Origin of the sequence: Halomonas sp. BDJS001, assembly GCF_026104355.1 — a bacterium.
Classification (GTDB): Bacteria; Pseudomonadota; Gammaproteobacteria; order Pseudomonadales; family Halomonadaceae; genus Vreelandella.
On sequence record NZ_CP110535.1, the window covers coordinates 1,436,387 to 1,449,142 of the forward strand.

Consider the following 12,756-nt stretch of genomic DNA (forward strand, 5'->3'; position numbering starts at 1 on the left):
TATGAGCAACCGCAAAGATCAGCTCCCAGTTAAAAGCGAAATAGATGTAACGCCACAAGGCCCTGCTACCATCGAAGGCGAGGCGCAAGAGAAGTTGCCAACCAGTGATAAAGGTTATCGTAGGCTTGGCTACGCTATTTTAGGTATAGCGCTTGGCGGATTCGTATTATGGTCTGCGACTGCCTCTTTGGCGGTGGCTGTTGTAGCCCCTGGCAATGTTTCTATGGAGTCTTTTAAGCGTACTGTTCAGCACCTTGAAGGGGGGATTGTTCGAGAGCTGTTGGTGCAAGATGGCGATAAGGTAGAAGCGGGGCAGCCACTGGTTATCTTGAGCGATACACAGGCACGCTCGCAGTTGGAAATTGCCCAGTCACAATACTTTATAAATCGTGCTATGGAGGTGCGTTTGCTGGCAGAGCAGCAAGGTGCCGAAACGCTTGAGATGCCCGAAGAGCTGATGTCTGTGGACAACGAAAGAATCCAGCAGGTAACAGCTGTTCAGCAAAGTTTGTTTCATGCGCGCCGTCAATCGCTGCTCAGTACGCTCGACTCAATGGATCAGCAAATTATCCAAATGCAGGAGCAGATTGAAGGTCTAGAGGCGCGCGAACGAGTCAACAACCAGCGTATTAGTTCATTGCGGTCAGAGGCAGAAGACTTTCGTTCGTTGTACCGTGAAGGGCTGGGTGACAACCAGCGGCTGCGTGAACTAGAACGACAAATACTGCAATACCAAGGCGATAATGCGGAGTTCCAATCTAATATTGCCCAATTACGTTCGCAAATCAGCGAAAACCGTATGCAAAAAGAGATCACTCAGCAGGAGTTTCAGGCTGAAGTGGGGGAGCAACTACGCAGTGCTCAGGCGCAAATAGCGGAAGCTGAGGAGCAAATTACCTCGTTGACCGACCAAGTAAATCGCACCGTGGTGAGTGCCCCTGTTTCAGGCACCGTTGTGGGGCGTCAAGTTCATACTGTTGGCGCGGTAGTTCGCCGGCGACACCATTATGGAAGTAGTGCCTTCTGATGATGGCTTTGTGGTAGAAGCACGTGTACCAACGCGCGACATCGACAACCTGTTCATAGGCCAGCTTGCTGAAATTCGTTTTTCTGCCTTCAATCAACGATTAACAAATGTTATTGACGGTGAAATTATTCACCTTAGTGCCGATAGTTTTGAAGATGAGGCAACTGGAGAGCGTTACTACAAAGCACGTATTCGGGTAACCGATGAAGGAAAAGAAGATATGACCGAGCAGATGCACCTGCTTTCTGGGATGCCGGCCGAGGTCATGATTCGTACTGGTGAACGTACTTTTGCTAGCTACATTGCTAAGCCTGTTACCGACATGCTAGCTCGCGCTATCCGGGAGGATTAATGACACGGACGCCACGTTTTGCTCTTAGTGCGCTTGCACTGACTGTCACGCTGTTAAGTCAGACCGCATTAGCACAGAGTGATGTGCCTGCTGATCAGCAAGCCCTTAGCGAATTAGAAGCGCTTGCCAATAGCGAGTCAACGTCCCAAGCGTTGCCCTCACTGCCTGATCTGTTTTCCAGGGCTCTACGCCATGACGCAGATCTTTCACGTCAGCGTTATGAGTTGGATGCCACTCGCGAAGAAGTACCGATGGCGCGTTCTCAGCTTCTGCCACAAGTTAGTGCTTCAGGAGGCTATTTATGGCAGGACTCATCGAATTCTCAAACGGTTGATGAGTTGAACTTGACAGGGGATGCCCCGCGCCCTGCTGAAATCGATGAAACCTATTACCAGGTTCAGCTTCAGCAACCACTGTTTAGCCTCGAGCGTTGGCGCAAGATGGATGTTGCTAACGCTCAGGTTAGTGCCGCCGAATTACAGCTTGCCGTCGTTGAGCAAGAATTGGCACTGCAGGTTAGTGAAGCCTATATAAAAGCCTATTTAGCCTCCCAACGTTTAGGACTCTTAGAGTCTCAACAAGCTTCTCTTGAACTACAGGTACGCCAAGCGAGTCGAGCATTTGATCTAGGTGTTGGTAACCGTGTGGACTTGCTGGAAGCTCAATCGAGGTACGATCAGGCAGTATCCGACGCAGTTGAAGCTGAAAATGAGTTAGACAATGCGCTTAGCGAATTGGAACGCCTTACTGGTGTTACGCCAAGGTTTCAAAGTTCAGCTCCTGGTGAGCTGACCACTGTTACCCTCAATGGCGATATTGGTAATCCCGACGAATGGATTCCACGCACCAGCCAAAACCTAAGGGTATTATTAGCCCAGGAAGAGCAACAAGTTGCGCAAGCTAATACAAGCGTTAGGCGTTCGGGTTATTACCCTGAGGTAAACTTAACGCTTAGCTATTCGGATAGACAAAGTGAAGATTATCTTCGTGAAAGCGAAGATTACCGAGCCAATGTCGAGGTTAGTGTGCCAATTTATCGGGGCGGCTATACTAACGCAAGCGTTCGCCAGGGCGAAAAACGTATTGAAGCGGGCTCGGCTGCTCTGGACAACGAGCGCAACTTAGCCATACAAGAGGTGCGGCAACGGATTAGGGCTCTCAATGGCGGCGAACGCCGCCTTGAAGCTCTCAATCAAGCCATCTCATCCAGTCAGCTGTTTTTAGAAGCTGCCGAGAAGGGTGAACAACTGGGATTGAGGGATCTAGTGGATGTGCTTGATGCACGAGCAAGCCTCTATGATCAGCGTATTCAGTATGTCGACACAGTCGGTAACTATGCTTTGGATATGTTGTCACTTCACACTGCAGTGGGTAGCTTAGAAAGTGACGATCTTAATCGCATCATGTCGCTACTGGCCTCGTTGTCCACTTCATCGCAGGTAGCGCGGTAGTCAGCAACTATGGCCGTTATAAAAACAAGTCAAGGTAGCGAATGGTTGCGGCGCGCTATGCGCTGCTTTGACGCGGGTATCGCCACGTTAGTGGCATTGGTTGCCCTTTGGCTAATGCCCGATATCGATTCCGACGGCAATGATTACCTTTTTTTAATACTTATTGGCAGTCTATTACTGCCAGCAGTAGGCGAGCTAATTGGACTCTACCAGCCATGGCGCGGGCGCAGCCTTTACACCATGCTCGGCATTTATCTCGCCACCTGGATTGCTACCATAGGTCTGCTTAGCCTCTTGCTTGTCGCTATTCAAGGTACACAGAGTTTTTCCCGGTTATGGATGGGCGTTTCTGCATTATCAGTTCTGGCAGTGGGCAGCGTTATGCGTACCTTGTTGTATGGGTATTTAAGGCGCCTGCGTGCAAAGGGGCACAATTTAAAGCGCGTGCTGCTAATCGGTAAAAAAGAGAATATCGCCCTATTAGAAAAAAAATCGTCGAAACGCCCCATGCTGGTTATGTAGTAGTAGGGCATTACGTAGATGAGGACGACACAACTTTTTTTCACAGAATGGCTGTTTTTGCGAAAGAAAATATATTTCAACGTAACTTTGATGAAATATGGTTAGGCTATCCATTGATTCAAGGTAATCGCGTGCGCCACTTAATGCGTTTACTGGCCGGTATTCCATCGAGTATCCGCTTTTTTCCCGATCTACCTGATATTCGTTTTCTGAATCATCGCATTGCGCAGGTGGCAGGTCTTTACTCATTAGAGCTCAATTATACTCCCCTCAATGGCCCTATGCGTTTAGTTAAAGCCTTGGAGGATCGTGTGCTAGGTCTAGTACTCTTTGTAATCTTTCTTCCTGTAATGCTAGTTGTGGCTGTCGCGATCAAATGGAGTATGGGTAGCCCGGTACTTTTTAAACAAGAGCGTCATGGTCTGGATGGTAAACGCTTCAGAATTTACAAGTTTAGAACAATGCTCTTGCACGATGGCAGCCAAACCAAGCAGGCATCACATTGTGATGAGCGGGTAACCCCCCTGGGGCGTTTTTTGCGGCGTACTAGCCTCGATGAATTGCCTCAGCTTTATAATGTTCTTCAGGGTCGCATGTCGCTGGTAGGGCCCAGGCCCCATGCAATGGATCATAACGACCACTACAAAGATCATATTGATATCTATATGCAAAGGCATCGGGTTAAACCGGGTATGACAGGTTGGGCTCAAGTCAATGGTCTACGAGGGATAACCGACGATGTAAAGCTTATGGAGAAGCGAGTAGAGTACGACCTATATTATATTGAACGATGGTCTTTAGGATTTGACTTGAAAATATTAACAATGACCTTGACTAAGGGTTTTGTTAACGGCCAGCCTTAAAAAAGTAAAGTACGCTTACGGCTAATAATGAGTACTCAGCTAAAAGTTTTGAAGTGAATTAGTGTTTGATGGCATGAGTATAAATGCTAAATGAAAATTTTAAGTTTGGATGCTGATAGCCGCCAAGTGGCTTGTCTCAAGGAGGATTTATGATTTTACCCGTAATTTTATCAGGTGGGTCAGGTTCACGCTTATGGCCAGTGTCTCGTGAGCATTACCCCAAGCAGTTTTTGAACCTGCATAAAGATGATGTTAGTTTGCTGCAAGAAGCGGCACTTCGCCTGAAGGATGTCGCCAATGCAGGCGCACCCATGATTGTATGTAACGAAGAACATCGTTTTTTAGTTGCCGAACAAATGCAGCAGGTCGGCTTCAAAGGCAGTCAAATTATACTAGAGCCCTGCGGTCGGAACACCGCACCCGCATTAGCAATTGCTGCGTTGGCAGCAATTGAGGTAAACGTAGAAGCTGAATTGTTGGTAATGCCTGCTGATCACGTGATCAAAAATGTAACAGCATTCTCTGATGCAGTAGAAAAAGGCCATACGCTGAGTCAGCAAGGCAAGCTAGTGACGTTTGGTATTACGCCAGCTTCGCCGCACACAGGTTATGGCTACATAAAGCGTGGTTCAGTACTGAGTGAAGGATTTGCCGTTGAAGCGTTTGTCGAAAAGCCGGATTTAGCTGCGGCTGAAAGCTACTTAAAAAGTGGGGACTACCTCTGGAATAGTGGAATATTTCTATTTAAAGCAAGCAGCTACTTAGAAGCATTAAAGCAGTATGCACCTGATATCTTAACGTCTTGCCAAGCCGCCTACCAAGCACGCACAGAAGACATGGACTTTTTGCGCATTGAAGAGGCATCGTTTGCCCAATGCAGAAACGAGTCCATAGATTATGCGGTGATGGAGCACACCAAGCAGGCAGCCGTTGTTCCTATGTCACCTGGCTGGAGTGATATAGGCGCTTGGGACGCGCTCCACGAACTGCGCTCTAGCGAGGATAAACAGAGCGGTAACGTCGTCCATGGCGATGTGATGCTTCATGAAACCCAGAGCAGCTTAGTTTATAGCGATTCACGTTTAGTGGCAGCTGTTGGCGTTAAAGATTTGATCATTGTCGAAACCGACGATGCTGTGTTAGTTGCTGACCGCCATCAGGCTCAGGACACAAAGTTAATCGTGAATGCCCTTAAAGCTGCGGGACGTAAAGAGTTTCAGTCGCACCAACAGGTTTATCGACCCTGGGGGCATTACCGCACCATGGTATTAACGGATAGCTTTCAGGTGAAAGAAATCGTCGTTAATCCAGGTGGCAAGCTCTCCTTGCAAATGCACCACCATCGTGCAGAGCACTGGGTGGTTGTGCAAGGCACGGCGCAGGTTACTCAGGGAGAAGGTCATGGGGATATATCGAAGTTGCGCAGCTTTTTGCTGTCTGAAGATGAGTCCACCTATATACCATTAGGCACAGTGCATCGTCTTGAAAATCCCGGCGTGATACCTCTCAAGCTCATTGAAGTACAAACTGGCTCCTACCTGGGGGAAGACGATATCGTCCGCTATAACGACAAATATGGTCGAGAATAATTACGCTCGATAATAAAGAGTGGTTAAAAATAGGAGCAAAAAGTTGTAATGAAAGTCGCCATTGTCCACGACTGGCTGACCACCTGGGCTGGTGCCGAAAAAGCGCTGGCCGAGTTGCTCAACTGTTTCCCTCAAGCGGAAATATTTACCATCGTTAATTTTCTCGAAGAGGGGGCGATCCCGGCGCTAAATCGTCATGTTATTCACACCAGTTTTATCCAACGCATGCCTTGGGCGCGAACGCGATATAGGCAGTATTTGCCACTGATGCCATTAGCAGTAGAACAGTTCGATCTCAAGGGCTTCGACCTGATTCTGTCCAGCAGTCATGCGGTAGCAAAAGGGGTGATCTCTGATCCCAGTGCTGTACACATTTGCTATTGCTACAGCCCCATGCGGTATGCCTGGGACATGCAGCACCAATACCTACGCCAGTCAGGAAAAGAGAAAGGCTTAATGAGTTGGCTGATGCGTTGGCAGCTACACCGGCTACGTCAGTGGGATTATATTAGTGCTCAGCGTGTTGACCACTTTATTGCAATTTCAAGTTATATAAAACGACGTATTGAAACCTTCTACAGACGCGAAGCTGATGTGATTTATCCCCCAGTGGATGTGGATAAATTTTGTTATGATCGCCCTAGAGAACATTTTTATCTAACCGCCTCACGTATGGTGCCCTATAAGCGCATCGATTTAGTGATTGAAGCCTTCAATAAAATGCCGGACAAGCAGCTAATTGTTATCGGTGATGGCCCTGATTATGCCAAATTGGCAGCATTGGCCGGTTCGAATGTGATAATGATGGGTTATCAATCTGACAGTGTATTGATTGATCACCTAGAGCGTAGTCAAGCATTTTTATTTATGGCAGAAGAAGACTTTGGTATCTTGCCCGTAGAGGCACAGGCCGCAGGAGCCCCTGTCATTGGTTATGGTGTTGGGGGATTGGCAGAAACAACGTTGAATAACGTGTCCGGCCTATGGGTAAAAGAGCAGTCCAGTGATGCATTAGTGGCATGTATTGAGCACTTTGAAGCGAGTAAAAGGCTAGATCCTTCACTATTTTCTCCGAAAGTATGTAGACAAAGTGCAGAGCGTTTCGCTACCGCAAATTTTGTCCAAGCCATCCAGTCCTTGGTTAAAAAACACCTCCTCCACTAGCTGGTTGCTTTTAAGGCGTGATAGAACTGTTCGCACCGTTCCATCGGTTGACTACCCAGCCAACCGATTAACTGCTTGGTATAATTTAAGCGTGCCTCATCAACTAAGTGGAAATTAGTGTCAAAGAAATCGTTGGCATCGCGCATAGCCGCTCTTGGCTTGCCCACCCAAAAGAGCCCCTCTGCTGTGGCTATACGGGGTAATGTTTCATAAAAATGGGCTTCGCTAAGAGACTCCATATAGCTTCGCTGGAACAGCATAGGGGGCGGCAAAAACACCGGGCAGGCGCCTTTGGCAAGCAATTCATCGCGAAAGCGACGTAGCCTCTCCCAATCAAAGCTACCGTCTCGCAATGCCTTTCCATAGGTTTCAGCAGGTAAAGAGTTTAAAAAATTCCAGTGACGCTCTTCACGCCGTGCACGCTCGGTGCCTATTTGATCGCCGTGCTCATTCTGATGCTGGACACCATAATCACCGCTGACGGTGAAGCCCTCTGGGAGCCCGCGGTAACCTTCTAGAATCCGTGTAAAGGATGTTTTGGCGAATACCTCAAGCGCGCGCTTGAGAGGTAATTGCAACAGGGTGCTAGGGTAGCTGTTCGCCCAATGTATCAGCGCGCTTGAAACCGCCTCTTCCCGGTTATACAGCGGATATTCAAGGGGCAATAGTACCAAATCTCCTGGCCGGATACTGTTCTCAGCGCTGCTTAAAATTACAGGCAGAGAGATGCCAGCATTGACACCAAGGTTAACGGCGGGGCGATCATAAGTTTCTTCCAGGTAAGTACTGTTAACCCCAAACATTGCGCCAGAACCAGCCAGCACCACTATTTTGGGGGACGCTAACGCATCAGCGACTTTCTGTTTGTAGTTGATCGACTCAATAATCCACTCATTGTTAGGGTGAGGCCGTCCCAACTGCCCAGCCCAAAAAATTACCCACAACGTGAGAATGGCTAAACTGCCAGCGGCCATCCCTGTTAAAAACCGTACCATTTAAAATACCTTTTGGAGAGCGCAGTACTAAAAGTTAAAATAAAGAAAAGCCTGGCTGGGCAGATCCTGCATTGCTTTCATTACCACTAATAATACCCCGCCAGCGACTACGCCTTGCCAAAAATAGTGGCGAGGTTGGTTCAACTGCTTCACCCACGCCATACTGTTTGGCATTACCAATACAATTAGTGTTGCCACTATGATGAGCAGCCCAGGTGAGCGTAGAGACATGGCCCCTTGGCCTAGAGTGTTTACGAGCTCACCAAGCGCGCCCCACTGCCATACTGTCAGGCCTGAATAGAGAGACCAAGTGTGTTCAAGACTGGTTGCTCGGAATGGCACCCAGGCGAGCATTACAGTACAAAAGGTCAAAAGCCAGCCAGCGGTTTTGGGCATGCGAAATTGGCTAAATTGCCGCCATAAAACCATTACGGCTAATAAAGCCCCATGCATACCCCCCCATAACAAAAACTGCCAGCCTGCACCATGCCAAAGCCCTCCTAACAGCATCGTTATGAATAACGCAAATAAGTGGCGTGGTAAGCCGTGTTTGCTACCTCCGAGGGGAACATATAAGTAGTCGCGAAGAAAACGTGAAAGCGTTATATGCCAGCGTCGCCAAAATGTTTGAATGTCGCTCGCTTGGTAGGGGGAAGCAAAATTTTCGGGCAGCTTTATGCCAAACAGTAATGCTAGGCCAATGGCCATATCCGCATAGCCTGAAAAATCAAAATAGAGTTGTAAACCATATGACCAGCCCGCCACAAGCGTATCACCTGCGACGATTGAGCTCGCGGGGGTGTTATAGAGGTGATCCACATAAGGTGCCAAATTGTCGGCAATCATTAACTTTTTAGCCAGCCCAAGGATGAGTAACAGCAGGCCACACCGAACAGCTGAAGAGCTTGGCGCCTTTAAACGCGCAAGCTGAGGAGCTAAATCTCGGTAATGGACAATAGGGCCGGCAATCAGCTGTGGGAAAAAGCTAACAAACACGCCGTAAATTGAGAGTGGCCCTCTTTGAATAACCCCTTGGCGAATATCGACTAAGAAAGCAATTTGCTGAAAGGTAAAGAAAGAAATTCCCAGCGGCAGCACCAAAGGGCTAAACGCTTGCGGTGGGAGGGCAGCGAATGAAAGGAAAAAAACGGAATACTTAAACCAGCCCAGCAGCGCTAGGTTGAAACCAACGCCCAGCCATAGCCAAGCCCGGCTTGGCCTGGATACATAGCCAGCCAGCCAATAGTTAACGACAATACTGCCCACTAAAAGCGGGAGTAGCGTGATGTCCCATACGCCATAGAAGGCAAAGGATGCCAGCCCCAACCAGCCAAGTAACAAGTGTTGCTTAGCATATAATGACAATAGCCAAAAAATTAGCCAAGTAGTGGGTAAAAAAATAAAGAGAAACTCAGGCGTGCTAAAGATCATGCCACAGGCGCTCACTCAAGGGCGGGTTGAATGGTTTAGAGTAATAAACCAGAGTAATAAAATAGAGCCAATAGTAAACGGCGCGCAGCATAGCATAACCGATAGTCGCCCTGTGTTAGTGGTAGGGCAATGCCATGTGCGCCGTACGCCGACTATTGGTAATATACCCGCTCCCAGAAATCCGCTCATGCTCAAAGGTTTTGGAAATGGATATCCGCCCCCGCGTTACAATAGCGCTTGCTGCCAGCATCGCTGGTCTGCTGGCAAGCTACCTCTATGCGGGTATTCTCAATCCGTTGCAAGTGGAGTGGCTATTGCAAGAAGGTGATTTGCTTCAGCACTTCCTTGGTTGGCACTACTACCGCCATGAGGAGTGGAGTTGGCCAATTGGCGCTCTACACACCTTCGGCACAGAAGTACGCAGCAGTATTGTATTTACCGACTCTCTGCCATTGATCGCCATCCCCCTGAAGTTAATCCAGGCATGGCTGCCGGATCCATTTCAATATCAAGGGTTAGCCTCATGGGGCCACGTGGTGCTCAATGCCACTGCTGCCTGCTGTATTTTTAGCCGGTTTAGAATGCCGGCTCTTGTGGCGATTGCGTTCAGCCTTATGGTTGCCTTTATGCCCACCGTGCTCTTCCGTGGGCCCGGGGGGGCAGGGCACGAATCCTTAATGGGGCATTGGACTTTTTTATTCGCCATCTATTTAGTGCTCTTTCGCCAAGACACGGGCTGGGAAGCCCGTAGCCAGTGGGGGGTGCTGCTGGCGGTGGCTGTGATGGTTCATTTTTATCTGTTTCTGCTGGTGGGGATATTCTGGGGTTTTTGGTGGCTGCTGGGCAGCATAGAGCGATATCGTTTCTATACCCAAAATAACCTAAAGAAGCAGTGGTGGTGGGGTTGGGGACTCTATAGCCTGCTGCAACCGTTATTTATTTTATGGGTAATGTGGGCCGTAGGATATCTGCATAGCAGTGGTGATTCCCCAGGTGCAGGCGGGTTCGGTTTTTATTCGGCAGAGCTTGCAACCTACTTTAATGCTTACAGCTACCTGCCTGGCATTGCTAGTGCATCGGCGCTGCTTCCTTCCTGGGTGCCTAGCGTTGTCGGTCAGTATGAAGGGATGGCCTATACTGGAATGGGCGTACTAGCACTGTGGATAGGGGCGCTGCTACTTTATATCAAGCAGCCTCTGCGCATATCCGCTGAGTATAAGTGGCAGCTTTATGGCTTGGCAGTACTGGCAGTGGGCCTATTCGTTTTTGCATTAAGTAATAAGGTAGTTATTGGTCCATACGCAGTCAGTTTACCTTTGCCCTGGCCTGAACCGCTGCGCGCTATTTTACGCGCTAGTGGACGAATGGTTTGGGTGCTCATGTACTTGGCTATTTTTGCGGCTGCGCTTGTATTTGCACGGCGTCTAGCACCCCGCCCCTTAATAATAGTCGCTTATGCTATCCTGGCTCTACAGTTCTTCGATTTGCATCACTGGCACCGCTACTTTCATGAGCGCAGCCAACAAGCCAACGCTTACCGCATGGTAGAAGACCCACGCTTTGTTGGCTGGCAAAACCCCGCACTGCAGCAAGCGTTAAGCCGGCGTCAGGCACTGCACATCTCCCATGCTGATGATATTGTCAGCATGCTGCCACTCGCGTGGTTAGCAGGCCAGCACCATATGTCAATCAACGTCGCCTATGTGGCACGGATTACGCTGCCCATTATTCATCAGGCATCAGCCCCCTCTTTGCAAGCGCTGTCGGTGGGACAGCTTAACCCTGACGTGATGTATGCCATCACCAGCGCTGAGACAGCGCAAAATACCTGTGCCTTCGCTAATGTACAGTGTGTCGCTACACCCATGGCGACTTTCGCTTGGCAACCAACACCTGAGGAAACGAAATGAGCAACGCCAGTTGGAGCCTAAGTATTATTGTTCCCGTGTTAAACGAACGTGACTCATTGCAGTCGTTTATTGCTCAGATACTACCAGTGCTGGAGTCCTGTACCCCAGAATTCGAGATTCTATTTATCGACGACGGTTCTACCGATGAAACCCTTGCTCAATTAAAAGTGCTTAATCAGCAGGATGCACGCATACGCTTTGTTTCTTTCAGTCGTAATTTTGGCAAAGAAGCCGCTTTGACCGCAGGGCTGGCCCACGCGCAAGGCGATGCTGTTATTCCTATGGATGTTGACCTTCAGGATCCGCCTGAACTGATCCCCGAGTTTGTGCGCCTTTGGCGTGAAGAAAACTACGATATGGTATACGGCGTGCGTGCCTCACGCCCCGAAGACTCTGCTGTTAAGCGCACCACTGCCAAAGGATTTTACCGCCTATTTAACCGCATTACTCACTCCCCTATTCCCGGCAATGCAGGTGATTACCGGCTGATGTCTCGTCGAGTAGTTAATGTGTTGTTACAGCTACCCGAACGCAATCGCTTTATGAAAGGGCTTTACGCCTGGACCGGGTTCAAATCAAAAGGTGTGCCGTACCAGCGTCCCTCACGTCATTCAGGCGAAAGCAAGTTCGGTTTTTGGAAACTTTGGAACTTTGCCCTGGATGGTTTGGTGGGATTTAGCTCGATTCCACTGCGCGTATGGAGCTATATAGGGGCAGGTGTTGCTCTAATTGCCTTTGTCTATATGCTGATTTTGATAGCCAGCGTACTACTTGGTGGGCGTGATGTGCCAGGTTATGCATCGTTGATGAGCGTAGTGCTGTTCTTCGGCGGTATGCAGTTACTCTCGATTGGCATACTGGGTGAATACATCGCACGGTTGTTTATTGAAGTAAAAGGCCGTCCGCTTTACGTAGTGCAGGAAGCCTCCGGATCCGCAGTGAACGACCAACCCTCGGCCATTGACGGATGAGCAAAACTCGCGCGGAAGCTCTACAAGCCCTGCGGTTTATCGCCGTTGGAGGTGTCGCTACGGCTACCCACATGGCAGTGGCCACGTTGCTGTATGCTTTAATGCATGGCCGAGCCATAGCTCTTGCCAATTTTATCGCTTGGCTAGTCGCATTTAGCGTCTCGTTTTGGGGTCACCAGCGGGTTACCTTTAAACGACAAACCACCTTACACCGTTTTCTGCTGATGTCGTTAACAGGACTAGGGATAAACTACGCTGCATTAGGGCTATTGTTGCTCACGCCGTTGCCCCCTTTGCTAGCCATGTTAATCGCCATTGCTATTGCCGCAGTGAGTACCTACATACTGGCAAAGCATCACACTTTTGCGCTACCAAAACAGTAAGTGGAGCTGAAGTAAGTGCCTGGGGAGGAACTTACGAGGCAGGGCGCTGCCAGTAACGGTGGTGTCCAATAAGCGCTTGGCTTACCATGGCGCCCTTT

At 49.1% G+C, this 12,756-nt stretch carries 12 protein-coding genes; 10 read left to right on the plus strand and 2 right to left on the minus strand.

Annotated elements, in window-relative coordinates:
* The first annotated feature begins 1 nt into the window (after position 1).
* The 7 genes from OM794_RS06585 to OM794_RS06610 all read left to right on the plus strand — a co-directional run bounded on the left by OM794_RS06585 (position 2) and on the right by OM794_RS06610 (position 6,968).
* Positions 2–1,027: an HlyD family type I secretion periplasmic adaptor subunit gene (locus tag OM794_RS06585; protein ID WP_319001108.1), complete on the plus strand. Its 1,026-nt coding sequence runs from the start codon at positions 2–4 to the stop codon at positions 1,025–1,027.
* Positions 1,008–1,379: an HlyD family secretion protein gene (locus OM794_RS23245; protein WP_319001109.1), complete on the plus strand. Its 372-nt coding sequence runs from the start codon at positions 1,008–1,010 to the stop codon at positions 1,377–1,379. Before OM794_RS06585 ends, OM794_RS23245 begins: the two co-directional genes overlap by 20 nt.
* The gene (locus tag OM794_RS06590; protein ID WP_226251171.1) at positions 1,379–2,830 is read left to right on the plus strand and encodes a TolC family outer membrane protein; all 1,452 of its coding nucleotides are present in this window, start codon (positions 1,379–1,381) and stop codon (positions 2,828–2,830) included. The genes OM794_RS23245 and OM794_RS06590 overlap by 1 nt, the downstream gene beginning before the upstream one ends.
* Before the next feature lie 57 nt (positions 2,831–2,887).
* Positions 2,888–3,352: a hypothetical protein gene (locus OM794_RS06595; RefSeq protein ID WP_265154377.1), complete on the plus strand. Its 465-nt coding sequence runs from the start codon at positions 2,888–2,890 to the stop codon at positions 3,350–3,352.
* Complete coding sequence (locus tag OM794_RS06600) at positions 3,322–4,215, plus strand: exopolysaccharide biosynthesis polyprenyl glycosylphosphotransferase (protein ID WP_265154628.1); 894 nt, start codon at positions 3,322–3,324, stop codon at positions 4,213–4,215. The genes OM794_RS06595 and OM794_RS06600 overlap by 31 nt, the downstream gene beginning before the upstream one ends.
* Before the next feature lie 149 nt (positions 4,216–4,364).
* Positions 4,365–5,804, plus strand: a complete 1,440-nt coding sequence (locus OM794_RS06605; protein ID WP_226251173.1) for a mannose-1-phosphate guanylyltransferase/mannose-6-phosphate isomerase — start codon at positions 4,365–4,367, stop codon at positions 5,802–5,804.
* A 48-nt stretch (positions 5,805–5,852) separates the two neighbouring features.
* Positions 5,853–6,968: a glycosyltransferase gene (locus OM794_RS06610; RefSeq protein ID WP_226251174.1), complete on the plus strand. Its 1,116-nt coding sequence runs from the start codon at positions 5,853–5,855 to the stop codon at positions 6,966–6,968.
* Here the strand turns inward: OM794_RS06610 and OM794_RS06615 are convergent.
* Positions 6,965–7,963: a hypothetical protein gene (locus OM794_RS06615; RefSeq protein WP_226251175.1), complete on the minus strand. Its 999-nt coding sequence runs from the start codon at positions 7,961–7,963 to the stop codon at positions 6,965–6,967. The genes OM794_RS06610 and OM794_RS06615 overlap by 4 nt on opposite strands.
* Before the next feature lie 27 nt (positions 7,964–7,990).
* Positions 7,991–9,229 (minus strand): MBOAT family O-acyltransferase, encoded by a 1,239-nt coding sequence (locus tag OM794_RS06620; RefSeq protein WP_265154378.1) that lies wholly within the window; start codon positions 9,227–9,229, stop codon positions 7,991–7,993.
* A gap of 371 nt (positions 9,230–9,600) precedes the next feature.
* On the opposite strand from OM794_RS06620, the gene OM794_RS06625 reads away from it, so the two are divergent.
* Genes OM794_RS06625 through OM794_RS23330 form a run of 3 tightly spaced genes read left to right on the plus strand, consistent with a single transcriptional unit; the run spans position 9,601 to position 12,658 of the window.
* Positions 9,601–11,304 carry a DUF6311 domain-containing protein gene (locus OM794_RS06625; RefSeq protein WP_226251176.1) on the plus strand — a complete coding sequence of 568 codons (1,704 nt, stop codon included), beginning with the start codon at positions 9,601–9,603 and terminating at the stop codon, positions 11,302–11,304.
* Positions 11,301–12,275: a glycosyltransferase family 2 protein gene (locus OM794_RS06630; protein ID WP_226251177.1), complete on the plus strand. Its 975-nt coding sequence runs from the start codon at positions 11,301–11,303 to the stop codon at positions 12,273–12,275. The genes OM794_RS06625 and OM794_RS06630 overlap by 4 nt, the downstream gene beginning before the upstream one ends.
* Positions 12,272–12,658, plus strand: a complete 387-nt coding sequence (locus tag OM794_RS23330; protein ID WP_226251178.1) for a GtrA family protein — start codon at positions 12,272–12,274, stop codon at positions 12,656–12,658. The genes OM794_RS06630 and OM794_RS23330 overlap by 4 nt, the downstream gene beginning before the upstream one ends.
* The last annotated feature ends 98 nt before the right edge of the window (positions 12,659–12,756 follow it).

Excerpts from the sequence above, each read along its gene's own strand:
- OM794_RS23330 (WP_226251178.1), top strand. The coding sequence starts at position 12,272 with ATGAGCAAAACTCGCGCGGAAGCTCTACAAGCCCTGCGGTTTATCGCC.
- OM794_RS06590 (WP_226251171.1), top strand. The coding sequence starts at position 1,379 with ATGACACGGACGCCACGTTTTGCTCTTAGTGCGCTTGCACTGACTGTC.
- OM794_RS06595 (WP_265154377.1), top strand. The coding sequence starts at position 2,888 with ATGCGCTGCTTTGACGCGGGTATCGCCACGTTAGTGGCATTGGTTGCC.
- OM794_RS23245 (WP_319001109.1), top strand. The coding sequence starts at position 1,008 with ATGGAAGTAGTGCCTTCTGATGATGGCTTTGTGGTAGAAGCACGTGTA.
- OM794_RS06615 (WP_226251175.1), bottom strand. The coding sequence starts at position 7,963 with ATGGTACGGTTTTTAACAGGGATGGCCGCTGGCAGTTTAGCCATTCTC.
- OM794_RS06610 (WP_226251174.1), top strand. The coding sequence starts at position 5,853 with ATGAAAGTCGCCATTGTCCACGACTGGCTGACCACCTGGGCTGGTGCC.
- OM794_RS06625 (WP_226251176.1), top strand. The coding sequence starts at position 9,601 with ATGGATATCCGCCCCCGCGTTACAATAGCGCTTGCTGCCAGCATCGCT.
- OM794_RS06585 (WP_319001108.1), top strand. The coding sequence starts at position 2 with ATGAGCAACCGCAAAGATCAGCTCCCAGTTAAAAGCGAAATAGATGTA.
- OM794_RS06605 (WP_226251173.1), top strand. The coding sequence starts at position 4,365 with ATGATTTTACCCGTAATTTTATCAGGTGGGTCAGGTTCACGCTTATGG.
- OM794_RS06630 (WP_226251177.1), top strand. The coding sequence starts at position 11,301 with ATGAGCAACGCCAGTTGGAGCCTAAGTATTATTGTTCCCGTGTTAAAC.